Consider the following 23451-nt stretch of genomic DNA (forward strand, 5'->3'; position numbering starts at 1 on the left):
GCATGGCGTCAGGAAGCCCTCGCCGCCTCGATGGCGGCCACGATCCGGTCCCGCAGGCCGTCCTGGCTCTGGCCGCCGTCCAGCCGCTGCCGGCCGATCACGTACGTCGGCGTGCCGGTGACCCCGATCGCCCGGCCCTCGGCCTGGTCGGCGTCCACGGTGAGCATGTGCCGGCCGTCGATCAGCGCGGTGTCGACCTCCTCGGCGTCCACCCCGACCGCCCGGGCCACTTCCAGCAGCACCTGTTGCCCGCGGGCGTCCAGGTCCTCGACCCGGGCCAGCAGCGCCTCCACGAACGGCCAGCCCAGCCCCTGCGCGAACGCCTCCTCGGCCGCCTCCGCGGCCGGGTAGGCGTGCTTGTGCTTCTCCAGCGGGAAGTGGCGGACCTCGACGGGCAGTGCGTCGCCGTACTGCGCGCGCAGCGCCCGTACGTCGTCCAGCGCGGTGCGGCAGTCCGGACACTGGAGGTCGCACCAGAACTCGAGCCGGGGGAGGGAACCATCGATCATTCCCCCAGTGTTTCACTAGTGGGCGCCCGCTCCGGCCGACGGTGCGCCCCTGCGAAGGCCGACAGGGAGGCAGTGATGACCAGGACGACCGCAAGCGAAGGAGTACTGCCGTGCTGACCGCGGCGATCAGCTTCGCGCTCACGGCGGGCGGGGTGGCCGTGGCCGGCCTGCGGGCCTACCGGCGGCGGTTCCTGTCCGCGACCCGCTGGTTCGCGGTGGCCCTCGTGCCCGCCGGGCTCTACCTGACCGGCCTGTTCCCGGTGGCCCGGACGATCGGCAGCGAGTTCGCCGACTGGGCGACGAAGCTGGTGTTCGACCCCCGGGTCTGGACCGGCATCGTGCTGCTCGGCCTCTCCGCGCTGCTGCTGGTGACCACCCGCTGGCTGGGCCGCCGGGGCGCCGTGGACGCCGCGCCGGACCGCCCGGCGGCCGCCGCTGCCGCACCCGAGCGCCCGGCGGTGGCCGCTACGCCGCCCAAGAAGCCGGCGACGGGCAAGCCCGCGGCGGGCAAGCGGGACGACGGCCTCGGCGACTTCTCCGACATCGAGGAGATCCTCCGCAAGCGCGGCATCTGAGCGGCATCCGAACCCCGCGGGGGCCGGCGTCAGGCGGAGGGCACGGCCTCCGCCGAGCGCTGCCGTGCCCGGTAGGCGGCGACGTGCAGCCGGTTGCCGCAGGTGCGGCTGTCGCAGTAGCGCCGGGAGCGGTTGCGGGAGAGGTCCACGAAGACCCGGGCGCAGTCCGGGGCCTCGCACCGGCGCAGCCGCTCCCGCTCGCCCGCCATGAGGATGAAGGCCAGCGCCATGCCCAGTTCGGCGGCGAGGTGGTCGCCGAGTGCGGCGTGCGGGGCGAAGTAGTGGATGTGCCAGTCGTGGTGGTCGTGGTTGGTCAGCCGCGGCGTCGTCCCGGCGGCGGCGACGATCCGGTTGACCAGTTCGGCGGCCTCGGCGGTGGACTCCGTGCCGAACACCTCGCGCAGCCGGGTGCGCAGCTCGTGCACCTTGCGCAGGTCGTTCTCGGTCAGCGAGTCGATCTCGCTGATCTCCTGGCCGACCACGAAGGCGTCCAGTGCGGCCACGTCCGGCAGCCGCTCGGTGCCGCACACCTCGGGCGCGGTGTTGAGCAGCTCGACGAGGATGCCCAGTGCGCACTCGGTGTCATGGGTGATCAGCACGTTGGGGACTCCTCGCGCAGGGGGACTCCGGAACCCCGCGTCCACGGTTACCCCAGACCATACCGGGCCGTGCGGCGGAAGGGCGGCGGGTTCTTTCGAAGGCGTGTACGGATTCCGTCAGAGTGCCGTGAACCGGGCGGCGCCCGGGCGGACCGGCCCGCGAAGGACCCCCCGAAATGCCGACGGCGCCCGGCAGCGAGGCCGGCCACCCGTATGGATGGCCGACCTCGTTGCCGGGCGCCCGCGGTGTCGCGGACCCGCTCCGACGGGAACGGGCCGTCCACCGGCCCCGAGACCGCGTCGTGCGCGGCTGAGTTGCTGCCGTGCCCCCGAGTAGGACGGCTGCGGTGACGGCAGGAGGTACCACCCCGCCGATGGCGGGGCGTGACCGCCTCCGGGCGGGGTCAGCTTTCAGCGAGGATGTGGGACAGCTCCCGGTCAAGGTCGAAGTGGCGGTGTTCGGTGCCGGGTGGCACCGCGGCGTCCGTCCGCTTGAGGAAAGACTCAAGCGCCCGGGCCGGGGCTTCCAGCAGGGCTTCTCCTTCCGGAGAGCTCAGCGCGATGCAGACCACCCCTTGCCCGTGGCTGCGGGACGGCCACACCCGGACGTCGCCGGTACCGGTCGGTCGGTGCAGCCCCTCCGCGAGGAGATCTCGGGCGAACACCCACTCCACGGTCTCGTCGGCGCCCGTGTGGAACGTGGCGTGCACGGCGTAGGGGTCGGCGGTGTCGTAGCGCAGACCCGCGGGGACGGGCAGTGAGGACTCGCTGGACACGATGAGGCGCAGGTGCAGCTCGCAGCTGACCGTGGTGTTCATAAGCGCCATGGCCTTTCGCTCAGTGTGCGCTCGGGGAATCGCACGTCGGCGAACGGACCATCCCACCCCCAAGCCCGATGTAAACCCCTCTGTCCCGATTCGGGCGCGAGTCGTACCCCTTACGGCGCATTGCGGAATCATCCCGGAACGGCCCGGTCGGGCATTACCGGGCCGCTTCTTGGTTAGTTTCCTGGCATGACTGTGCGAAACGACAAGACGGCCAAGAACACGGGATCGGGTGAAGCGGTCACGCCGGATGACACGGCCGGTTCCGCGACCGTCGACGGCGGCCGGGCGGTCGGCTCCCGCGCCCCGGCGTTCGTCCGCCGCTCGCGGCCGCTGCACCTCACCTGGCAGGTGGCGATCTTCCTGGCCGGCCTCGCCGTGGTCGTCCTCGGCGTGATCATGCTGCCGCTGCCCGGCCCCGGCTGGGTGGTGATCTTCCTGGGCATGGGGGTCTGGGCCACCGAGTTCGCCTGGGCCCAGCTGGCGCTGCGCTGGAGCCGCCGCAAGGTCGCCGAGGCCGCCCAGCGCGCCCTGGACCCGCGGGTGCGCCGCCGCAACCTCACCGTCACCGCGATCGGCCTCGCCGCGGTCGTCGGGATCGGCGGCTGGTACTTCTCCTGCTACGGCCTGGTCGTCCCCTGGAAGGCGGGCGAGAGCTGAGCGGCCCGGGGGTGGGGGCCGCCGTGACGGGGGTGTTCGGACCACCCTCCGGGATGCGGTAATGTTTTCCCTGCACCCGGGCGATTAGCTCAGCGGGAGAGCACTTCGTTCACACCGAAGGGGTCACTGGTTCGATCCCAGTATCGCCCACCGGAATGCATTGTGATACGTGAGGCCCAGCCGATTATCGGCTGGGCCTCACGTGTATTTCCGGAATCCATCCGAAGAACCGCCCGGAATGCGACTGAGGCTCAGTCATCTTCCGCATGGAGTGCGAGTTCTGTGGATGCGCCAGCAGTACCCGGAACAGACGAGTTGTACGACGACCGCCAAATGGTGCTACAGTTCTTCTCGTTGCCCGGGCGATTAGCTCAGCGGGAGAGCACTTCGTTCACACCGAAGGGGTCACTGGTTCGATCCCAGTATCGCCCACCGGACAGCACGCAGGCCCTGACCAGGAAACCGGTCAGGGCCTGCGGCGCGTTCGGGGCCGGCACCGGTCGGCCGCCGCTACGCCGCCGCCTCGCAGCCGTGCTCGGGCTCCAGTCGACGGCCGCAGCCGCAGCGGGCCGGCCGCAGCGGCCAGGACGGGTCCACCCGCTCCGGTGTCCCCGACCGGTCGAACCAGTTCTGCAGCCCCCGCGCCTGCGCCGCGTGCCAGACCGCCTGCCGCAGGTGCAGCTCCGCCGCCGTCAGCCCGCCCAGGGCCGCCGGGTAGCGGGCACCTATCCGCCGGGTCAGTGCCAGCGCCGCCGTCGCGTCCGCCGCCGCGTCGTGCGCCCCGGCCAACTCCACGCCGTAGTGCGCGCACAGGTCGGTCAGCGTCCGACGGCCCTTGCGGTAGCGGTCCACGTGCTTGTCCAGCACCCGCGGATCCAGCACCACCAGCCCGGCCGTGCCCACCCCGCCGGTTAGCGTCAGCCCGTGATGGCGGCGCAACTCCCGGTCCAGCAGCGTCAGGTCGTACGGCGCGTTCATCACCACCACCGGACGCCCGGCCCGCGCCTGGTCCGCCAGCGCGCGGGTGACCTCCGCGACCACCGCGCCGACCGGGCGGCCGTGCGTCCGGGCGTGCTCGTCGGTGATGCCGTGCACCGCCCGGGCGCCGTCCGGGATCGGGACGCCCGGATCGGCGAGCCAGGTGGTGGTCTGCACCGGTCGACCCGGGGCGAGTTGGACGACCAGGGCGGCCGAGACGATCCGATCGGTCTCGACGTCCACGCCGGTGGTCTCGGTGTCGAAGGAGGCGAGTGGGCCGGTGTACCAGTGCTGCTGCATGACTGCCCCTCAGGCGAGCGTTCCGCGCGCCCGGTTGATACCCGGTCCTGACACCTGTTCAACCGTTTGGCGCAAGCCCGGCCGGGGATCCTGCCCTTGGGCCCGCCGTTCCGATCCGGACGGGCCCGGAGCAGGGGGAGGCCACGGGGCGATGGCACTGACGCAGCCGCAGCCTGAGGAGGCGGCGGCCGTTCTCCGGGGGAACCTGGCGGTCACCGCCTGCATGGAGACGCTGCAGGTCGGCTACCTGCACGCGGTCGCCGCCGCAGCCGGCTGCTCGCTCTCCCAGCCGTTCCCGGACAACGGGATCGACTGGCAGGTCAGCCACGGCTCCCGGGCGCACGAGGTGGACGACGAGGTCACCATCAAGATCCAACTGAAGGCCACCCAGCAGATCGCGCCCGACCCGGCCGGGCCGTTCTTCAGCTTCACCCTCGACAACGACCACCTGCGCAAGCTCGCCCGGGCGCGGGTCGCCGTGCCGCGCATCCTGGTCGTGATGCTGCTGCCACGGCGGGTCGACCGCTGGCTGCACGCCCGCCCGGACGCGCTGGAGCTGCGGCACTGCTGCTACTGGGTCAACCTGGCCGGCCACCCGGTCACCGGGCAGCGGCGCACCAACGTGCGGGTGCCCACCGGCAAGGTCTTCGACGACCGCGCGCTCTGCGACATCATGGCCCGGGTCGGCGCGGGTGGCAGCCCGTGACCGCCCGGCTCGACCCCGGCCCCCGGCAGCGAGGAGCAGCACCCATGACACCGCCGCACGCACCCGGCGAGCCGGTCCAGGCCCTGCCCGACCCCGCGGCCGTCGACCCGGCGGTGCTCGCCACCCTGCTCGCCCGGCACGGCTGGGTCCGGCGCGGCGGCCCCGCCGCCCGCTACGGCCGTTGGACGCCGCCCGACGACGAGTCCGGCACCAGCGTCCTCGTCCCCGCCGGGGACGGCTTCGACGACGCCGTCGACCTCCTCGCCGACGCCGTCACCGCGCTGTCCCGCTCCTCCACCCCGTCCGCCCGCGCCATCCTGCTGGCGCTCGCCGTCCCCGGCGACGAACTGCGCTGGCACCGGGAGCCGGCCGGCCCGGCCGAGGCCGCCACCTGGGACGACGCCGAGCGGCTCCAGCGGGCGGCCCGGGCGATGCTCGCCGCCGGGGCCAAGGCCGGCCGGGCCACGGCCGCCTACTTCGGGGCCCGGTTGGACGCCCACGCCGGGGACTTCCTGGACCGCGTCCTGGTCGTCGAGCAGGGCGCCGCCCTCACCGCCTACACCCCCGCGCCCGAGGGCCGGGCCGCCGTCACCACCCTGGTCCGCGCCCTGGAGGCACTGCGCGACGCCGTCGACTACCGGCGGGTCAGCGGGGGGCCCGAGGCGTTCGAGAACGCCGTCCAGGCCGGAGTCAGCCGGGAGCTCGTCCAGTCCGTGGAGGACCTGGTCCGCGGCGCGACGGCGGCCCGGCTGACGGTCGCCTGGTCCGTCGCCGCCGGGACCCCGGGCGGCTTCGGGGACCGCCGGGTCGTCCTCGACTTCTCGCCCGGCGACCTGCCCGCCTTGGCCGAGGCCGCCGAACTGCTGGAGCGGATCGAACCCGCCGTCGCCGTCACCGTCGTCGGCGTGGTCGTCCGGCTCAAGCGCGCCGATCCGGCCGGACCGGGCTCGGTACGGCTGCGCGTCCTCGGCGGCGCCGAGGTCCGCGAACTCAAGCTGCGCCTGCCCGACCCCGACTACCGGCTCGCCGCCGAGGCCCACCTCGCGGGCCTGCCGGTCCGGGTCGCCGGCCGGCTGGAGAGCCGCGGCGGCTTCCGCCGGCTCACCCGGCCGCAGGGCCTGGAACTGTGCGGCTGGGAGGACGCCGACCGCGAGCGACTGCTGAAGTCCCTCGGCGAGGGACTCGGGGAAGAGCTCGACGGAGGCCTCGGGGAAGGGGGGGAGGGGGCGTAGGTGCGCGGCCGGGTCGACGCGCTCGGTACCATCGTCACGCGCAGCGCAGTGTTGCGTCCTCTGAATCCAGCACGTCAGGAGAGACCGGTGACGGACGTCCGGGTAATCATCAACCGCGAACCCGATCGGGAAGAGCGCGTGGTGACCACGGGCACTACGGCCGCCGAGCTCTTCGCCGACGACCGCTCGATCATCGCCGCCCGCGTCGGCGGCCAGCTCAAGGACCTCGCGTACGCCGTCCAGGACGGCGACGAGGTCGAGCCGGTCGCGATCGGCAGCAAGGACGGCCTGGACATCCTGCGCCACTCCACCGCGCACGTCATGGCGCAGGCCGTGCAGCAGCTCTACCCCGAGGCCAAGCTCGGCATCGGCCCGCCGGTCAAGGACGGCTTCTACTACGACTTCGACGTCGAGAAGCCCTTCCACCCCGATGACCTCAAGGCCATCGAGAAGCGGATGCAGGAGATCATCAAGCGCGGGCAGAGGTTCTCCCGCCGCGTGGTCACCGACGAGTCCGCCCGCGAGGAGCTGGCCGCCGAGCCGTACAAGCTGGAGCTGATCGGCCTCAAGGGCTCCGCCGCCACCGCCGGCGAGGGCGCCGACGTCGAGGTCGGCGCCGGCGAGCTCACCATCTACGACAACCTGGACGCCAAGACCGGCGAGCAGTGCTGGGGCGACCTCTGCCGCGGCCCGCACCTGCCCAGCACCCGGTACATCCCGGCGTTCAAGCTGATGCGCAACGCGGCCGCCTACTGGCGCGGCAGCGAGAAGAACCCGATGCTGCAGCGCATCTACGGGACCGCCTGGCCCACCAAGGACGAGCTCAAGGCCCACCTCGACTTCCTGGTCGAGGCCGAGAAGCGCGACCACCGCAAGCTCGGCAACGAGCTCGACCTCTTCTCCATCCCCGAGGAGATCGGCTCCGGCCTCGCCGTCTTCCACCCCAAGGGCGGCATCATCCGCCGGGCGATGGAGGACTACTCGCGCAAGCGGCACGAGGAGGAGGGCTACGAGTTCGTCTACACCCCGCACGCCACCAAGGGGAAGCTCTTCGAGAAGAGCGGCCACCTCGACTGGTACGCGGACGGTATGTACCCGCCCATGCAGCTCGACGAGGGCGTGGACTACTACCTCAAGCCGATGAACTGCCCGATGCACAACCTGATCTTCGACGCGCGCGGCCGCTCGTACCGTGAACTGCCGCTGCGCCTCTTCGAGTTCGGGACGGTGTACCGGTACGAGAAGTCCGGCGTGGTGCACGGCCTGACCCGCGCCCGCGGCTTCACCCAGGACGACGCGCACATCTACTGCACCCGCGAGCAGATGGCGGAGGAGCTCGACTCGACGCTGACCTTCGTGCTCAACCTGCTCCGCGACTACGGTCTGACCGACTTCTACCTGGAGCTGTCGACCAAGGACCCGGTGAAGTACGTCGGCTCGGACGAGACCTGGGAGGAGGCCACCGCCGTCCTCGCCAGCGTGGCCGAGAAGCAGGGCCTGCCGCTGGTGCCGGACCCGGGTGGCGCGGCCTTCTACGGCCCGAAGATCTCGGTCCAGGCGAAGGACGCGATCGGTCGGACCTGGCAGATGTCGACGATCCAGCTCGACTTCAACCTCCCCGAGCGTTTCGATCTCGAGTACACGGCGGCGGACGGCTCGCGTCAGCGGCCGGTCATGATCCACCGGGCGCTGTTCGGCAGCATCGAGCGGTTCTTCGCGGTGCTGCTGGAGCACTACGCCGGTGCCATGCCCCCGTGGCTGGCCCCGGTCACCGTGACCGGCATCCCGATCACCGACGAGCACGTGCCGTACCTGCTGGAGGTCGCGGCCGAGCTGAAGAAGCACGGGATCCGGGTCGAGGTGGACACCTCGGACGACCGCATGCAGAAGAAGATCAGGAACGCCCAGAAGACCAAGGTCCCGTTCATGCTGATCGCCGGCAACGACGACGTCGAGGCGGGCGCGGTGTCCTTCCGCTACCGCAACGGAGAGCAGAAGAACGGCGTGCCGGTGGCGGATGCCGTCGCCGAGATCGTGGACGCGGTGAAGAACCGCATTCAGGTGTGACGTCGTCGGACCACCACGCGCGGGGCGGGCTCTTCATGAGTCCGCCCCGCGCGGCTTTGCAAGCAGCGTTGGGCGAATATGCTGATCAGCATGACGACTGAGCCGGAACTGCAGCGGGGCGTCGGGGAGCCGGACGGCTTCCGCCGCCTGTGGACCCCCCATCGGATGGCCTACATCCAGGGTGAGAACAAGCCCACCGGTCCGGCTCCGGACGACGGTTGTCCGTTCTGCTCGATCCCCTCGTTGAGCGACGAGGACGGGCTGGTCATCGCCCGGGGCGGTGCCGTGTTCGCGGTGCTGAACCTGTACCCGTACAACGGCGGCCACTTGATGGTGGTCCCGTACCGGCACGTGGCGGACTACACCGACCTGGACGAGGTGGAGACGGCCGAGCTGGCCGACTTCACCAAGCGGGCGATGACCGCGCTGCGGGCGGCCTCGGGGGCGCACGGGTTCAACATCGGGATGAACCAGGGCACGGCGGCCGGTGCCGGGATCGCGGCGCACCTGCACCAGCACGTGGTGCCGCGCTGGGGCGGGGACACCAACTTCATGCCGGTGGTCGGCCACACCAAGGTGCTGCCGCAACTGCTGGCGGACACCCGGAAGATGCTGGCCGAGGCCTGGCCGCAGGACTGAGCGGGAACGCCGGAGGGGCCCGTCACCGCTGAGTCGGTGGCGGGCCCCTCCGGCGTGCGCGGGCGGGTTACTCGAACTGGTCGACCTTGTACGGGCGGGTGCCCTGGGCCTCGGACTTGATGATCGAGGCGCGGTTCTTGAAGCGGTCGGTGTCCAGGTCGTGCTCCTCCAGGAACTCCAGGGTGGCGGCGTGCACGGCGCCGAGGACCGGGACGGAGGCGTTGAGCGCGTTGTCGGTCATGAACCGGCTGCCCCACGGCGGGCTCGCCCAGGCGTGCCGGAAGCCGAACGGCTCGGGCAGGCCCAGGCCGCCGCCGAGCCAGGAGAGCAGCCCGGGGGCGCGGGTGAGCGGCGCACGAAGGGCCTGGCGGACCACCTCGTCGTTGTCGATCAGGGGGAGCTGGACGGTGCGCTCCTCCCAGAACTTGCCGGTCTTCTGGACGGTCTTCTCCTTGGGCGAGGGCTTGTCGGAGAAGACGCCGTTGACCGGGCCGAGCGCGTAGCCGGCGACGGTGACGGTGAGGGTGTTGGCGAGCAGGGTGACGGTGACGGTGAAGGTGATGATCAGCTTGCCGTCGAAGGTGATGAACTGGGTGGCGAGGTAGTGCCGGGGCCCGCCGCCGGCGAAGGTCTGCTTGTCGGCGATGGTCTGGAGGGCGAAGTCGCGCATCCGGTCGCCGTCCATGTCGGCGTTGCCGGGGCGGGAGATCTCGTCGGCGTTCTCACCGATTTCGAGGACTGCCCACTGCTTGACCGTGATGTTGGTCATCCCGCTGTTGGCGACCTCGCTGACGGCGAGACCCTTGAGGTGCGAGGAGATCTTCCGGACGAGGTCCCAGGGGTGGAAGGCGCGGAAGTCGGAGTGGCCCGCGGCGGGGCGCATCACGTCGACCAGGCGCCATTCGCCCCAGCGCTTGCCGACGCCGAGGATGCCCTTGGGGCCGGCGTAGTGCTGGACGTTGGTCTCCTGCTCGGACTCCATGCGGGCGAGCTTGTCGCGCAGGTCGACGGCCTTCTTGTCGAGGTCGTCGCGGGGGACGGCCTTGGCGACGGTGGCGGCGACGGAGCTGCCCTCGGCGAGGGCGAGCCAGCGCTCGCGGAGCTCCTTGGTGGAGCGCAGCACGATGCGCCGGGCGAGGATCCCGCCGATGATCGGCGGGATCATGGCGACGCGCAGGTAGACGCCGAGCGGGCCGTGGACGGGGGGTTTGACGAGGAACAGGACGGAGACCACCGCCGCGGCCAGGAGGGCGAGGCTGCCGTAGAGCTCGTCCTGGAGGGCCTTGCCCTTCATGAGGTAGATGCGCAGGTAGAACGCGCCGATCCAGATCAGGGTGCCGGGCAGGGCGAGCAGGCCGAAGAGCACGGTGACCACGGTGAGCTTGCGGTCCCGTGCGGCCCGCAACTCCTGTGCGGCCAGGCAGTGTTCCACGATCTGGCGGGTGTCGGTGCCGAACGAGGGCACGATCGGCTTGCGCCCGGCGCCGACGGTGCGGGAGATGACGGCGGCGCTGAACGCCTCGCCGAGGTTGGCCTCGAAGAGCTTGAACCGGGGCTTCTTGTGGGTCGCGGTGGTGACCTTGCCGACGAAGTCCTCGATCTTGCCGTCGCGGTACGCGACCGAGGAGAGCGCCGGGGTGACTCCGGTTTGCGGCCCGGTGTCGGTCCGGGGTATCTGCGCACCCGGAGTCATGTCGAGTGTGGTCACGGTGGCGTCCCCTCCTCCCCTTGTCAGCGGCAGGTTATCGTGCCGTGGTGTCACCGCGCGCATGATCGTCTGAAGTGCCGTCACGATCGGGCCGCGCCCGGGCTTGAGAGGCATGATGCCCAGCTTCGGGCTGGTCGATACCCGGTCGGCGGCGGGTCGTCGGGGTGGGGCACGATGGTGGTGACGGCGAGGAAGGGAGCCCAGGCGATGGACCCGGTGCTGGTGTTCGACGGGGACTGCTCGTTCTGTTCGTCCTGCGTGCGGTGGGCGGAGCGCCATCCGCGGCAGACGCTGGCCTCGGGGGGCTGGGAGGCGGTGCCGTTCCAGTTCGCGGACCTGGCGGCGCTGGACGCGCGCGCGGGCGGGCGGGGCGAGGTGACCGCGGAGCGGGCGGAGCGCGAGGTGCTCTGGGTGACGCCGGCGGGCCGGGTGTACGGGGGAGCGCAGGCGGTGGCGCGGCTGCTGATGCGTTCGGGCGGCGCGTGGGCGTACCTGGGGGCGGTGCTGGCGCTGGCGCCGGTGCGGCCGGTGGCGGGCCTGGCGTACCGCTGGGTGGCGCGCAACCGGCACCGGATGCCGGGGGGTACGGCGGCGTGCGCGCTGCCGCAGCGGTAGCGGGTGCTCAGTCGGTGTAGCGGTTGGCCAGGGCGGTCGGCATGGGTTCGTGGCGCAGGTAGGCGCGGGAGAACTCGGCGGTGCCGTGGGTGAGCGAGCGCAGGTCGACCGGGTAGCGGACGAGTTCGAGTTCGGGGACCTCGGCGCGCAGCAGGGTCAGGCCGGGGTCGCCGGTCTCGGTGCCGAGGACGCGGCCGCGGCGGGCGGAGAGGTCGCCGAGGACGGCGCCGAGGTAGTCGTCGGGCAGCAGGACGGTGACGGCGGCGACGGGTTCGAGCAGCCGGATGACGGCATGTTCGGCGGCGTCGCGCAGGGCGAGGGCGGCGGCGGCCTGGAAGGACGCGTCGGAGGAGTCCACGGAGTGGGCCTTGCCGTCGGTGAGGGTGACCCGGACGTCGACGAGCGGGTGGCCGGTGGCGACGCCCTTGGCGAGCTGGGCGCGCAGGCCCTTCTCGACGGAGGGGATGAAGTGCCTGGGGACGGCGCCGCCGACGACGTGCTCCTGGAACTCGAAGCCGGAGCCGGCCGGGAGGGGTTCGACCTCCAGGTCGCAGATGGCGTACTGGCCGTGGCCGCCGGACTGCTTGACGAGCCGGCCGTGGCCGGCGGCGGCGGTGCCGAAGGTCTCGCGGAGGGCGACCTTGGGTTCGACGGTGTCGACGTGGACGCCGTGCCGGGTGCGCAGGCGGTCGAGGACGACGTCGGCGTGGGCCTCGCCGGTGCACCAGAGGACGAGCTGGTGGGTGTCGGGGTTCTGTTCGAGGCGTAGTGCCGGGTCCTCGGCGGTGAGGCGGGCGAGGGCCTGGGAGAGCTTGTCGTCGTCGGCCTTGCTGTGGGCTTCGACGGCGATCGGGAGCAGGGGTTCGGGGAAGCTCCAGCCGTCGAGGTCGACGGGGTGGCCGGGGTCGTGGACGGTGTCGCCGGGGTGGGCGGTGGTGAGCTTGGCGGCGCAGACGAGGTCGCCGGCGACGGCGTGCGGGACGGGCCGCTGGAGCTTGCCGAAGGGGCTGGTGAGGGCGGTGATGCGTTCGTCGCCGTTCTGGACGGCGCTGTGGGCGGGGCCGGTGAGGTGGATGCGGGAGTCGGGGCGCAGGGTGCCGGCGTACAGGCGCAGCAGGCTGATCCGGCCGACGTAGGTGTCACCGGTGACGCGGACGACCTGGGCGGCGAGCGGGGCGTCGGGGTCGCAGTCGGGGCCGGGGCGGGTGCGTTCGGTGGGGTCGGGGAAGGTGTGGACGACGAGGTCGAGGAGTTCGGTGGCGCCGAGGCCGTTGTCGCTGGTGGGGACGGCGGGGTGGAGGGCGCAGCCGAGGACTTCGCGGCGCAGGCCGGCTTCGAGGGCGTCGGTGTCGAGGGTGTCGCCGGAGAGGTAGCGCTCCATGAGGGTGTCGTCCTGGCCGGAGATGGCTTCGACGAGGCTGTCGTGGGCGGGGCCGGTGTCGGGCAGCGGGGCGGCCCGGCCGTAGGTGTCGCCGGTGAGCAGGTCGACGCTGCCGTCGGGGCGGCCGTCGTGGAGGACGGGCAGGAAGAGCGGGCGGAGGGTGTCGGGGCCCAGGTCGAAGGCGTCGTGGCAGGCGCGGAGGATGTCGTCGAATCCGGTGCGGGCGAGGTCGAGTTTGGCGACGGCGATGGCGCGCGGGATGCCTTCGGCGGCGCACTCGCGCCAGAGTGCGCGGGTGGGGGCGGTGACCGGGTCGGTGGCGGAGACGACGAAGACGGCGGCGTCGGCGGCGTGCAGGGCGGCGCGCAGGTCGGCGGTGAAGTCGGGGTGGCCGGGCGGGTCGATCAGGTTGATCTTGACGCCCTTCCATTCCAGCGGGAGCAGCGAGAGCTGGACGGAGCGCTGCTGCTGGTGCTCGATGTCCTCGTGGTCGGAGACGGTGGTGCCGTCGGTGACGCGCCCGGCCCGGCCGGTGGCACCGGCGGCGAGGGCGAGGGATTCGGCGAGGGTGGTCTTGCCCACACCGCTGGAGCCGATGAGGACGACGTTGCGCAGGTCCCGGGGGCCGGTGACGGCGGGTGCCTGGGCGGCTCGTGCCGTGCTGCGGTCGGGCATCGGGGTCTCCTCCCGTCGCGCCGGGGCTGTCCTTCGAAAGTGTAGGTGCCGGTGCTGCGGCGGCGCGTGTCGTACGGGTGGGTGGTGACCGTCCGTGTGTGCGACGTCGTCGGTGTGTCGTCGGGCGGTGCGTGCGACGGAGGGTGTCCCCGGCCTGGCTACGATGGGTGGGCCAGGCGGGCTGATCCGTCCGGTCGTCTGCCGCGCGTGTTGCGCCAGGCGGGTACCAGGGAGATCGGAGCGGTCGGGAAGGCCATGCTCAACAAATACGCGCGTGCCTTCTTCACACGTGTTCTGACCCCGTTCGCCGCGTTCCTGATCCGGCTGGGCGTGAGCCCGGACGCCGTGACGCTGATCGGTACGGCCGGTTCGGTGGCCGGTGCGCTGGTGTTCTTCCCGCGCGGGGAGTTCTTCTGGGGCACCATCACGATCACGCTGTTCATCTTCTCGGACCTGGTGGACGGGAACATGGCCCGCCAGCTGGGCCGGAGCACCAAGTGGGGGGCGTTCCTGGACTCCACGCTGGATCGGGTCGCGGACGCGGCGATCTTCGGTGGTCTGGCGATGTGGTACGCGGGCAAGGGCGACGACAACCTGCTGTGCGCGGTGGCGATCTGCTGCCTGGCGAGCGGGCTGGTCGTGTCGTACACCAAGGCGCGGGCGCAGAGCCAGGGGCTGCCGTGCGACGTGTCGGGGCTGGTGGAGCGGGCCGAGCGGCTGGTGGCCAGCCTGGTGGCGGCCGGGGTCGCGGGTCTGCACAAGTTCGGGGTGCCGTACGTGGAGTGGCTGCTGCCGGTGGCGCTGTGGCTGGTGGCCGTGGGCAGCCTGGTGACGGTGTTCCAGCGCATGCTGACCGTGCGCCGGGAGGCGTTCGAGGCCGACCGAGCGGCGGCCGGGAGCTGATGGGGGGCGTCCTGCGGTGACGGACCGACTGGTGTACTGGGCGTACGCGCTGGGCTGGGCGGTGCTGAAGCACCTGCCGGAGCGGGTGGCGCGGGGCCTGTTCGACCGGCTGGCGGACCACGCCTGGCGGCGGCGCGGCAAGCGGGTGCTGCAGTTGGAGGCGAACCTGCGCCGGGTCCGTCCGGGACTGGACGAGGCGGGGGTGCGGGCGCTGTCCCGGGCCGGGATGCGCTCGTACCTGCGGTACTGGATGGAGTCGTTCCGGCTGCCGGTCTGGAGCCGGGCCCGGGTGGCCCGGGACGTCCGGTCGGAGGGCCTGGAGAACCTGCGGGCGCCGATCGAGGCCGGTCGGGGCGCGGTGATCGCGCTGCCGCACATGGGCAACTGGGACCTGGCGGGCACCTGGGTGGCGCAGCAGGGCTTCCCGTTCACCACGGTCGCGGAGCGGTTGAAGCCGGAGCGGCTGTTCGACCGGTTCGTGGAGTTCCGGGAGGGCCAGGGCATGGAGGTCCTGGCGTTGACCGGCGGTGGGGTGAACGTGATCGGCACGCTGGCGCGACGGCTGCGCGAGGGCCGGCTGGTCTGCCTGGTGGGGGACCGGGACCTCTCGGAGGCGGGCGTGGAGGTGTCGTTCTTCGGGGAGGCGACCCGGATGCCGGCCGGTCCGGCGGCGCTGTGCCAGCGGACCGGGGCGGCGCTGCTGCCGGTGACGCTCTGGTACGACGGCCCGGTGATGCGGGCGCGGATCCACCCCGAGGTGCCGGTGCCGCAGGAGGGCGACCGCAAGGAGCGGACGCAGGCGATGACGCAGGCGCTGGCGCAGGTGTGGGAGCAGGCGATCTGCGAGCACCCCGAGGACTGGCACATGCTGCAGCGGTTCTGGCTGGCCGACCTCCCGGTCCGTGAGACGGTGGGGGAGGCGGCCGCGCCGCGCCCCGAGGCGGCCCGGGCGGCCGTGCCGGAGCCGGCCGGCGAGCCGGCGGCCGAGGCCTCCGGGGCCTGATCCCGGCCAGCAGGAGTACCCGAAGGAGCATGAGGAACCCGTGAAGATCGGCATCGTCTGCCCGTACGACTGGGACGTCCCCGGCGGGGTGCAGTTCCACATCCGGGACCTGGCCGAGCACCTGATCGGTCTGGGCCACGAGGTCTCGGTGCTGTCGCCGGCCGAGGACGAGGAGGCGCTGCCGTCGTACGTGGTCGGGGCCGGGCGGGCGGTGGCGGTGCCGTACAACGGGTCGGTGGCGCGGCTGAGCTTCGGAGTCCTGTCGGCGGCGCGGACGCGGCGGTGGCTGCACGAGGGGCGGTTCGACATCCTGCACGTGCACGAGCCGGCCGCGCCGAGCGTGTCGATGCTGGCCGCCTGGTCGGCGTCCGGGCCGATGGTGGGGACGTTCCACACCTCCAACCCGCGCTCGCGGGCGATGATCGCGGCCTCGCCGATCCTGCAGCCCGGTCTGGAGAAGATGCGGGCCCGGATCGCGGTGTCGGAGTACGCCCGGCGGACGCTGGTGGAGCACCTGGGCGGCGACGCGGTGGTGATCCCGAACGGCGTGGACGTCGGCTTCTTCGCGGACGCCGAGCCGGACGAGCGCTGGCGCGGCGGCGCGGCGGCCGGGCAGCCGGGCACGATCGGCTTCGTCGGCCGCATCAACGAGCCGCGCAAGGGCCTGCCGACGCTGCTGGCGGCGCTGCCGAAGATCCTGGCCGAGCGGCCGGGCGTGCGGCTGCTGGTGGCGGGCAAGGGCGACGAGGAGGAGGCCGTCGCGGGCCTGGCGCCGGAGGTCCGCCGGCAGGTGGAGTTCCTCGGCATGGTGAGCGACCGCGACAAGGCCCGGTTGCTGCGCAGCGTGGACCTGTACGTGGCGCCGAACACCGGTGGCGAGAGCTTCGGGATCATCCTGGTCGAGGCGATGTCGGCGGGCGCCCCGGTGCTGGCCAGCGACCTGGACGCGTTCAAGCAGGTGCTGGACGGCGGGGACGCGGGCGAGCTGTTCCCGGTGGAGGACGCGGACGCGCTGGCCGGGGCGGCGCTGCGGCTGCTGGGCGACCCGGGGCGGCTGGAGGAGCTGAGCAAGGCCGCCTCGCGGTACGTGCGGCGGTTCGACTGGTCGACGGTCGGCGCGGACATCCTGGCGGTGTACGAGACGGTGGCGGCGGGGGCCGCGGCGGTGGTCGAGGAGGACGTGCGCAGCGGCCGGCGCGGCCGGTTCGGGCTGGCCCGGGACTGAGACCGGGGGGACGCGAGCGGGGACCGGGGGCCGGAACCGGGGGACGGGACTTTCCGGGGTGTCGGCGGCGTTAGGGTCGGTCGACCGTATCCGGGCGTGACACATGGGGGCACCGATGCCGCAGATCTCCGTCGACTACTCGCCGAGCCTGGCCGGCTCCTTCGACCGCCGGGCGCTGGGCGTGGCGATCAACCGCCTCGCGGTGGGGACGATCGACGCGAAGCCGGAGGCGTGCAAGACGCTGTTCCGGCAGAACGACGACTTCGTGGTGGGGGAGGGCGAGGGGGCCGCCGCGCAGGTGTACGTCGAGTTCCAGATCTTCCCGGGCCGTACGCCGGAGGCGAAGGCGGCGCTCAGCGAGGGCGTGCTGGCGCTGCTGGCGGAGCACGTCGCGCCGGCGCCGGGCACCCGGCTGCACACCGCGGTGAACGTCTCCGACATCGACCGCGGGTCCTACCGGAGCGCGAGCGCGGAGGGCTGAGCCGGTGACACCCGGTAGCGTTGCGCCCCGTGACTACCTGGATCTGGGCCGGCGTGGCCGTGGTGCTCTTCGGCATGTACCTGAGTTGGACGGCCGGTCGGTTGGACCGGCTGCACGCCAGGATCGACGCGGCGCGGGCCGCGTTGGACGCGCAGCTGGTCCGTCGGGCCTCGGTGGCGATGGAGCTGGCCACGTCCTCGCTGCTGGACCCGGCGGCCTCGCTGCTGCTGCTGGACGCGGCGCACGCGGCCCGGCAGGCCGATGACGAGCAGCGTGAGGTGGCGGAGAGCCAGCTGAGCCTGGCGCTGCGGGCGGTCTTCGCCGAGCCGGAGCAGGTGGCGGCGCTGGTGGCGGAGCCGGGCGGCGAGGACGCGGTGCGCGACCTGACGGCGGCGGTGCGCCGGGCGCCGATGGCGCGCCGGTTCCACAACGACGCGGTGCGGGCGGCGCGGGCGGTGCGCGAGCACCGTCTGGTGCGGTACTTCCGGTTGGCGGGGAAGGCGCCGTTCCCGCTGGCGTTCGAGATGGACGATGCTCCGCCGCCCGCGCTCACGCCCGAAGGGGCACCCGCCTAGGCTGTGCTCGGATACGGCCCGTTTGTCGCATCCCGTCGTCCGGGCTGGACTTGGTGGCGCATGGTTGGGTCACCCGTTCCGCCTACCATAGGGCGATAGCACTGGTTCATCTTCGAGTGAGGTCTCACGTGTCCACCACCCCCACCACCGCAGACCAGCCGCAGATCGGTACCGCCCGGGTGAAGCGCGGCATGGCCGAGCAGCTCAAGGGCGGTGTGATCATGGACGTGGTCAACGCCGAACAGGCCAAGATCGCCGAAGACGCCGGCGCGGTGGCCGTCATGGCGCTGGAGCGGGTTCCGGCCGACATCCGCAAGGACGGCGGCGTGGCCCGGATGTCCGACCCGAACATGATCGAGGAGATCATCGAGGCGGTCTCCATCCCGGTGATGGCCAAGTCGCGGATCGGCCACTTCGTCGAGGCCCAGGTCCTCCAGTCGCTCGGTGTCGACTACATCGACGAGTCCGAGGTGCTGACCCCGGCCGACGAGGTGAACCACTCCGACAAGTGGGCCTTCACCACCCCCTTCGTCTGTGGCGCCACCAACCTGGGCGAGGCCCTGCGCCGCATCGCCGAGGGCGCGGCCATGATCCGCTCGAAGGGCGAGGCCGGCACCGGCAACGTCGTCGAGGCCGTCCGCCACCTGCGCCAGATCAAGAACGAGATCGCCAAGCTGCGCGGCTTCGACAACAACGAGCTGTACGCCGCCGCCAAGGAACTGCGCGCTCCGTACGAGCTGGTCAAGGAGGTCGCCGAGCTCGGCAAGCTGCCGGTCGTGCTGTTCTCCGCCGGTGGCGTGGCCACCCCGGCCGACGCCGCGCTGATGCGCCAGCTGGGCGCCGAGGGCGTCTTCGTCGGCTCCGGCATCTTCAAGTCGGGCGACCCGGCCAAGCGTGCCGCCGCCATCGTGAAGGCCACCACCTTCTTCGACGACCCGAAGATCATCGCGGACGCCTCCCGCAACCTCGGCGAGGCCATGGTCGGCATCAACTGCGACACCCTGCCGGAGACCGAGCGCTACGCCAACCGCGGCTGGTAGTCACCCGTACCTGCGAGGGCCGACAGGCCCTGGGCCCGCCGCAGCGCCTTCGCGCGCGGCGGGCCGCGCCACGTACATCCGTAGAACGATCGAACGAGGTTGAAGACCGTGAGCACTCCAGTCATCGGCGTCCTCGCCCTTCAGGGTGACGTCCGCGAGCACCTGGTCGCGCTGGCCGAGGCCGACGCGCTCGCCCGTCCGGTGCGCCGTGCCGAGGAGCTGGCCGAGGTCGACGCGCTGGTGATCCCCGGCGGGGAGTCCACCACCATGTCCAAGCTGGCGCTGCTGTTCGGCGTGATGGACCCGCTGCGCGAGCGGGTCGCCGCAGGGATGCCGGTGTACGGCACCTGCGCGGGCATGATCATGCTGGCCGACAAGATCCTCGACGGCCGGGACGACCAGGAGACCGTCGGCGGCATCGACATGACGGTGCGCCGCAACGCCTTCGGCCGCCAGAACGAGTCCTTCGAGTCCGGTGTCGCCTTCAAGGGCCTGGCCGACGCACCGGTGCACGGCGTCTTCATCCGCGCCCCCTGGGTCGAGGGCGTCGGCGCGGGCGTCGAGGTGCTGGCCGAGCTGCCCGCCGCGGACGGCCCGGAGAGCCGGATCGTGGCGGTGCGCCAGGGCAACCTGCTGGCGACCTCCTTCCACCCGGAGCTCACCGGCGACCACCGCGTGCACGCCTACTTCGTCGCGATGGTCGAGGAGCACCTGGGACAGCGCTGACCGTGTGCGCCTTTCCGGTGACGACACCGGTAAGATCTCATCTGTTTCATTTCCCTTTGGCGACGTAAAGGAGCTGGCGAATGTCCGGCCACTCTAAGTGGGCTACCACCAAGCACAAGAAGGCCGTGATCGACGCCAAGCGCGGCAAGCTCTTCGCCAAGATGATCAAGAACATCGAGGTGGCGGCGCGCACCGGCGGTCCCGACCCGGCCGGCAACCCGACCCTCTACGACGCCATCCAGAAGGCGAAGAAGAGTTCGGTCCCGATCGACAACATCAACCGCGCCGTCAAGCGCGGTGGCGGTCTGGAGGCCGGCGGCGCCGACTACCAGACCATCATGTACGAGGGCTACGGCCCGAACGGCGTCGCCGTCCTGATCGAGTGCCTCACCGACAACCGCAACCGCGCCGCCTCCGACGTGCGCGTCGCGATGACCCGCAACGGCGGCTCGATGGCCGACCCGGGCTCGGTGTCGTACCTGTTCACCCGCAAGGGCGTCGTGATCGTCCCCAAGGGTGACGGCGTGGACGAGGACAAGCTCTTCGAGGTCGTCCTCGACCAGGAGCCCGAGGAGATCAACGACCTCGGCGACTCGTTCGAGATCGTCTCCGAGGCCGCCAAGATGGTCGCCGTGCGCACCGCGCTGGTGGACGCCGGCGTCGACTACGACTCGGCCGAGGCCAACTTCCTCCCGAGCATGCAGGTCGAGCTGGACGTCGACGGCGCCCGCAAGATCCTCAAGCTGATCGACGCGCTGGAGGACAGCGACGACGTGCAGAACGTCTTCGCCAACTTCGACATCTCCGACGAGGTCGGTGCGCAGCTCGACGCCGAGTGATCGTTCTCACTCCCCGGCCCGGCGGTCTCCCGACCGCCGGGCCGGTGTCTTTGCGGGCCCTGTCGGACCCGGACGGTAGCCTTCGCAGGTCGCCCGCCGTGAGCCGAAGGGCGTGTCGGCACCGGGCCGGAGCGCCCGGGGGCGAGCGGCGATCAACGAGAGGCGGGGCTGTGGTACGGGTACTGGGCGTGGACCCGGGGCTGACCAGGTGCGGGATCGGCGTGGTCGAGGGTGCGCCGGGGCGGCCGCTGCGGATGGTCGGGGTCGGCGTGGTGCGCACTCCCGCCGAGGACGAGATCGGGCGGCGGCTGCTGCTGGTGGAGCAGGGCATGGAGGCCTGGCTCGACGAGCACGAGCCGGAGCTGGTCGCCGTCGAGCGGGTGTTCGCCCAGCACAACGTCCGGACGGTGATGGGCACCGCCCAGGCCAGCGCGGTCGCGATGCTCTGCGCCACCCGGCGCGGAATCCCGGTCACCCTGCACACCCCGAGCGAGGTCAAGGCCGCCGTCACCGGCTCGGGCCGGGCCGACAAGACGCAGGTCACGGCCATGGTGCAGCGCCTGCTGCGGCTGGACGCCCCGCCCAAGCCGGCCGACGCCGCCGACGCGCTGGCGCTGGCCATCTGCCACATCTGGCGCGGCGGGGCGACCAACCGCCTGGAGGCCGCGGTACGGGCGGCCCGCGCCACCCCCCTGAAAGGAAGCAGCCGGTGATCGCCTTCGTGCAAGGGCCCGTGGCGGCCATCTCCTCCGGACTCGCCGTGGTCGAGGTCGGCGGGGTCGGCATGGCCGTGCAGTGCACGCCGAACACGCTGGCCGGGCTCCGGCTGGGTGAGCCCGCCCGGCTCGCGACCTCGCTGGTGGTCCGGGAGGACTCGCTGACCCTGTTCGGCTTCGCGGACGACGACGAGCGCGCCGTCTTCGAGATCCTCCAGGCCGCACCGGGCGTCGGCCCGAAGCTGGCGCAGGCGATCCTCGGCGTGCACAGCCCCGACGCACTGCGGGCCGCGGTGGCCGGCGGCGACGAGAAGGCGCTGGTGGCCGTGCCCGGCATCGGGAAGGCGAAGGCCGCCAAGCTGCTGCTGGAGTACAAGGACAAGCTGGGCGCCCCGCACGGCTCGGTGCCGGCGCAGAAGCCGATCGCGGCCGGCCCGGCCCCCTGGAGCGAGCAGCTGCACGCGGCGCTGACCGGCCTCGGCTACGCTCCGCGCGAGGCGGACGAGGCGGTCGTGGCCGTCACCCCCGAGGCGGAGGCCCAGCAGGCGCCGGACGTCGGCGCACTGCTCCGGCTCGCCCTGCGCGGCCTCAACCGATCCCGCTAAAGCCATCTGGCGATCTGTCCTCTTGTCGACTTTGGAGCATGTGCTGATGAGTCCGTACGACTCGGACCCGGGCGACCGGCTGGTGACGGCCGCCGCCGACGGGGAGGACCAGGCGGTCGAGGCGGCGCTGCGCCCCAAGCTGCTGGACGAGTTCATCGGTCAGGAGCGGGTGCGCGAGCAGCTGTCCCTGGTGCTCCAGGCGGCCCGCAAGCGCGGCAGCGCGCCCGACCACGTGCTGCTCAGCGGGCCGCCCGGGCTGGGCAAGACCACCCTGTCGATGATCATCGCCGCCGAGCTGGGCGCCCCGATCCGGATCACCTCCGGCCCGGCGATCCAGCACGCGGGGGACCTCGCGGCGATCCTCTCCTCGCTCGCCGAGGGCGAGGTGCTCTTCCTCGACGAGATCCACCGGATGTCCCGTCCGGCCGAGGAGATGCTCTACATGGCGATGGAGGACTTCCGGGTCGACGTGATCGTCGGCAAGGGCCCGGGCGCCACCGCCATCCCGCTGGAGCTGCCGCCCTTCACCCTGGTCGGCGCCACCACCCGGGCCGGTCTGCTGCCGCCCCCGCTGCGCGACCGCTTCGGCTTCACCGGGCACATGGAGTTCTACGCCCCGGCCGAGCTCGAACGGGTGGTGCGCCGCTCGGCCACCCTGCTGGACGTGGAGATCGACCCGGTCGGCGCCGCCGAGATCGCCGGCCGCTCGCGGGGGACGCCGCGCATCGCCAACCGGCTGCTGCGCCGGGTCCGGGACTTCTCGCAGGTGCGGCACGACGGCCTGGTCACCGCCGAGATCGCCGCCCGGGCGCTGGACGTCTACGAGGTGGACGCCCGCGGCCTGGACCGGCTGGACCGCGCGGTGCTGAACGCGCTGCTGCGGCTGTTCGGCGGCGGACCGGTCGGTTTGTCGACTCTCGCGGTCGCGGTGGGGGAGGAGTCCGAGACGGTCGAGGAGGTGGCGGAGCCCTTCCTGGTCCGCGAGGGCCTGCTCGCCCGGACGCCGCGCGGGCGGATCGCCACCGCCGCGGCCTGGCAGCACCTCGGGTTGACCCCGCCGGTCCAGGCCGCTCGGGGTGCCGTGCCGGCCCAGTCCGAACTCTTCCCGGCCGACGAGGGCTGAACGGGTGATGGGCGCCCGCCGGTTCCCGGGAGGCGCCCGATCCGTCACCCCGGTGAGTGGTCCGGGCGCAGGCCTGGGGCGGATCCCGGGGAAACTGTGCAGGCGGAGGCTCGCCACTTTCGGCGGCAGGATGCGATGCTTGGCGTTGTCCGATCAGTTCGGGGTCGCCTAGACTCCGCCGGACCGCCCCGCTCACCTGACGGGCCGACCAATACCACACAGGCCGCCGGTCGGCGGCCCGTAAAGGACCCTGGCTGCAGTGAACTTCATCATCCTTCTCCTCCCGATCATCGCGATCGTGCTCATGTTCCGGTCGCAGAAGAAGCGCCAGTCGCAGATGCAGCAGATGCAGACGTCGCTGGAGCCAGGGGCGGGGGTGCGCACCATCGGCGGCCTGTACGCCCAGGTGAAGGCGGTCAACGAGGAGACCATCGAGCTGGAGATCGCGCCCGGCGTGGTCACCCACTTCACCAAGAGCGCGATCGCCGCCGTCCTGGACCCCCAGGAGTACGACGCGATCATCAACGGTCGCCCCGCCGATGACGAGCTGCCCGAGCCGGAGGCCGAGGACGCCGACGCCGAGCCGGTCGAGGACAAGCCGCTGACGCTCACCAAGGACGGCGCCGCCAAGGGCGACGTCGAGGGCGGGGCTCCCGCGAGCAAGTAGTACGGTCGGGCACCAGCCCGGCCGCGCGGCGCAGTGCCGCGAGCCCACAGGACCTCAGGGCCGCAGAACCGCCATGCCCC

Annotated in this window: 25 protein-coding genes and 2 tRNA genes; 21 read left to right on the forward strand and 6 right to left on the reverse strand. The window is 72.3% G+C overall.

Features of this window, described 5'->3' with window-relative positions; genetic code table 11:
- Positions 1-8: 8 nt before the first annotated feature.
- Positions 9-509 carry a DsbA family protein gene (locus ACIPLC_RS26085; RefSeq protein WP_400475443.1) on the reverse strand — a complete coding sequence of 167 codons (501 nt, stop codon included), beginning with the start codon at positions 507-509 and terminating at the stop codon, positions 9-11.
- A gap of 110 nt (positions 510-619) precedes the next feature.
- Between ACIPLC_RS26085 and ACIPLC_RS26090 the strand changes: the two genes are divergently transcribed.
- Entirely contained in the window at positions 620-1084 is a 465-nt protein-coding gene (locus tag ACIPLC_RS26090) for a hypothetical protein (RefSeq protein ID WP_400475444.1), read from the forward strand.
- A gap of 29 nt (positions 1085-1113) precedes the next feature.
- On the opposite strand, the gene ACIPLC_RS26095 is transcribed toward ACIPLC_RS26090, so the two are convergent.
- Together ACIPLC_RS26095 and ACIPLC_RS26100 are read right to left on the reverse strand one after the other, a co-directional pair.
- Positions 1114-1683 carry a CGNR zinc finger domain-containing protein gene (locus ACIPLC_RS26095; RefSeq protein ID WP_400475445.1) on the reverse strand — a complete coding sequence of 190 codons (570 nt, stop codon included), beginning with the start codon at positions 1681-1683 and terminating at the stop codon, positions 1114-1116.
- Between the two features lie 404 nt (positions 1684-2087).
- Positions 2088-2501: an SsgA family sporulation/cell division regulator gene (locus ACIPLC_RS26100; protein WP_030056266.1), complete on the reverse strand. Its 414-nt coding sequence runs from the start codon at positions 2499-2501 to the stop codon at positions 2088-2090.
- Positions 2502-2696: 195 nt separating this feature from the next.
- Here ACIPLC_RS26100 and ACIPLC_RS26105 point away from each other — a divergent pair, with 195 nt between their 5' ends.
- From ACIPLC_RS26105 to ACIPLC_RS26115, 3 genes are all read left to right on the forward strand, one after another.
- Entirely contained in the window at positions 2697-3167 is a 471-nt protein-coding gene (locus tag ACIPLC_RS26105; RefSeq protein ID WP_400475446.1) for a TIGR02611 family protein, read from the forward strand.
- A 78-nt stretch (positions 3168-3245) separates the two neighbouring features.
- A tRNA-Val gene (locus ACIPLC_RS26110) sits at positions 3246-3317 on the forward strand.
- 210 nt (positions 3318-3527) lie between these two features.
- Positions 3528-3599 (forward strand) — tRNA-Val (locus ACIPLC_RS26115).
- Between the two features lie 78 nt (positions 3600-3677).
- On the opposite strand, the gene ACIPLC_RS26120 is transcribed toward ACIPLC_RS26115, so the two are convergent.
- Positions 3678-4445 carry an exonuclease domain-containing protein gene (locus tag ACIPLC_RS26120; protein WP_400475447.1) on the reverse strand — a complete coding sequence of 256 codons (768 nt, stop codon included), beginning with the start codon at positions 4443-4445 and terminating at the stop codon, positions 3678-3680.
- Positions 4446-4596: 151 nt separating this feature from the next.
- Here ACIPLC_RS26120 and ACIPLC_RS26125 point away from each other — a divergent pair, with 151 nt between their 5' ends.
- The 4 genes from ACIPLC_RS26125 (at position 4597) to ACIPLC_RS26140 (ending at position 9089) form a co-directional block, all read left to right on the forward strand.
- Complete coding sequence (locus ACIPLC_RS26125; protein WP_400475448.1) at positions 4597-5151, forward strand: DUF4365 domain-containing protein; 555 nt, start codon at positions 4597-4599, stop codon at positions 5149-5151.
- 44 nt (positions 5152-5195) lie between these two features.
- A complete protein-coding gene (locus ACIPLC_RS26130) occupies positions 5196-6383 on the forward strand; it encodes a hypothetical protein (protein WP_400475449.1) in 1188 nt (395 codons plus the stop codon).
- An 87-nt stretch (positions 6384-6470) separates the two neighbouring features.
- The gene (gene thrS / locus ACIPLC_RS26135; protein ID WP_400475450.1) at positions 6471-8450 is read left to right on the forward strand and encodes a threonine--tRNA ligase; all 1980 of its coding nucleotides are present in this window, start codon (positions 6471-6473) and stop codon (positions 8448-8450) included.
- A 78-nt stretch (positions 8451-8528) separates the two neighbouring features.
- Positions 8529-9089 (forward strand): HIT family protein, encoded by a 561-nt coding sequence (locus tag ACIPLC_RS26140; protein ID WP_400475451.1) that lies wholly within the window; start codon positions 8529-8531, stop codon positions 9087-9089.
- A gap of 67 nt (positions 9090-9156) precedes the next feature.
- Here the strand turns inward: ACIPLC_RS26140 and ACIPLC_RS26145 are convergent, their stop codons facing one another.
- Entirely contained in the window at positions 9157-10797 is a 1641-nt protein-coding gene (locus tag ACIPLC_RS26145) for a hypothetical protein (RefSeq protein WP_400475452.1), read from the reverse strand.
- Positions 10798-11004: 207 nt separating this feature from the next.
- Between ACIPLC_RS26145 and ACIPLC_RS26150 the strand changes: the two genes are divergently transcribed.
- On the forward strand, positions 11005-11412 hold the full coding sequence (locus tag ACIPLC_RS26150; RefSeq protein ID WP_400475453.1) for a thiol-disulfide oxidoreductase DCC family protein: 408 nt from the start codon (positions 11005-11007) through the stop codon (positions 11410-11412).
- Positions 11413-11419: 7 nt separating this feature from the next.
- Here the strand turns inward: ACIPLC_RS26150 and ACIPLC_RS26155 are convergent, their stop codons facing one another.
- A complete protein-coding gene (locus ACIPLC_RS26155) occupies positions 11420-13468 on the reverse strand; it encodes an elongation factor G-like protein EF-G2 (protein WP_400475454.1) in 2049 nt (682 codons plus the stop codon).
- Between the two features lie 255 nt (positions 13469-13723).
- Between ACIPLC_RS26155 and pgsA the strand changes: the two genes are divergently transcribed.
- The 12 genes from pgsA (at position 13724) to yajC (ending at position 23371) form a co-directional block, all read left to right on the forward strand.
- Positions 13724-14371 (forward strand): phosphatidylinositol phosphate synthase, encoded by a 648-nt coding sequence (pgsA, locus tag ACIPLC_RS26160; protein ID WP_400475455.1) that lies wholly within the window; start codon positions 13724-13726, stop codon positions 14369-14371.
- A 16-nt stretch (positions 14372-14387) separates the two neighbouring features.
- Positions 14388-15374 (forward strand): phosphatidylinositol mannoside acyltransferase, encoded by a 987-nt coding sequence (locus tag ACIPLC_RS26165; protein ID WP_400475456.1) that lies wholly within the window; start codon positions 14388-14390, stop codon positions 15372-15374.
- Positions 15375-15414: 40 nt separating this feature from the next.
- On the forward strand, positions 15415-16599 hold the full coding sequence (locus tag ACIPLC_RS26170; RefSeq protein ID WP_400475457.1) for a glycosyltransferase family 4 protein: 1185 nt from the start codon (positions 15415-15417) through the stop codon (positions 16597-16599).
- Between the two features lie 115 nt (positions 16600-16714).
- A complete protein-coding gene (locus ACIPLC_RS26175) occupies positions 16715-17080 on the forward strand; it encodes an isomerase (RefSeq protein WP_363583066.1) in 366 nt (121 codons plus the stop codon).
- 74 nt (positions 17081-17154) lie between these two features.
- The gene (locus ACIPLC_RS26180) at positions 17155-17655 is read left to right on the forward strand and encodes a hypothetical protein (RefSeq protein WP_400475511.1); all 501 of its coding nucleotides are present in this window, start codon (positions 17155-17157) and stop codon (positions 17653-17655) included.
- Between the two features lie 128 nt (positions 17656-17783).
- On the forward strand, positions 17784-18695 hold the full coding sequence (gene pdxS / locus ACIPLC_RS26185; RefSeq protein WP_063346811.1) for a pyridoxal 5'-phosphate synthase lyase subunit PdxS: 912 nt from the start codon (positions 17784-17786) through the stop codon (positions 18693-18695).
- 108 nt (positions 18696-18803) lie between these two features.
- Positions 18804-19421 carry a pyridoxal 5'-phosphate synthase glutaminase subunit PdxT gene (pdxT, locus tag ACIPLC_RS26190; protein ID WP_400475458.1) on the forward strand — a complete coding sequence of 206 codons (618 nt, stop codon included), beginning with the start codon at positions 18804-18806 and terminating at the stop codon, positions 19419-19421.
- Between the two features lie 80 nt (positions 19422-19501).
- The gene (locus tag ACIPLC_RS26195; RefSeq protein ID WP_400475459.1) at positions 19502-20260 is read left to right on the forward strand and encodes a YebC/PmpR family DNA-binding transcriptional regulator; all 759 of its coding nucleotides are present in this window, start codon (positions 19502-19504) and stop codon (positions 20258-20260) included.
- 170 nt (positions 20261-20430) lie between these two features.
- Positions 20431-20973 (forward strand): crossover junction endodeoxyribonuclease RuvC, encoded by a 543-nt coding sequence (gene ruvC, locus ACIPLC_RS26200; protein ID WP_400475460.1) that lies wholly within the window; start codon positions 20431-20433, stop codon positions 20971-20973.
- Complete coding sequence (gene ruvA / locus ACIPLC_RS26205) at positions 20970-21581, forward strand: Holliday junction branch migration protein RuvA (RefSeq protein ID WP_400475461.1); 612 nt, start codon at positions 20970-20972, stop codon at positions 21579-21581. Before ruvC ends, ruvA begins: the two co-directional genes overlap by 4 nt.
- A 46-nt stretch (positions 21582-21627) precedes the next feature.
- Entirely contained in the window at positions 21628-22704 is a 1077-nt protein-coding gene (gene ruvB, locus ACIPLC_RS26210) for a Holliday junction branch migration DNA helicase RuvB (protein ID WP_400475462.1), read from the forward strand.
- A 259-nt stretch (positions 22705-22963) separates the two neighbouring features.
- Positions 22964-23371, forward strand: a complete 408-nt coding sequence (yajC, locus tag ACIPLC_RS26215) for a preprotein translocase subunit YajC (RefSeq protein ID WP_400475463.1) — start codon at positions 22964-22966, stop codon at positions 23369-23371.
- The last annotated feature ends 80 nt before the right edge of the window (positions 23372-23451 follow it).

This window comes from Kitasatospora sp. NPDC086801 (genome assembly GCF_044745805.1).
Lineage (GTDB): Bacteria > Actinomycetota > Actinomycetes > Streptomycetales > Streptomycetaceae > Kitasatospora.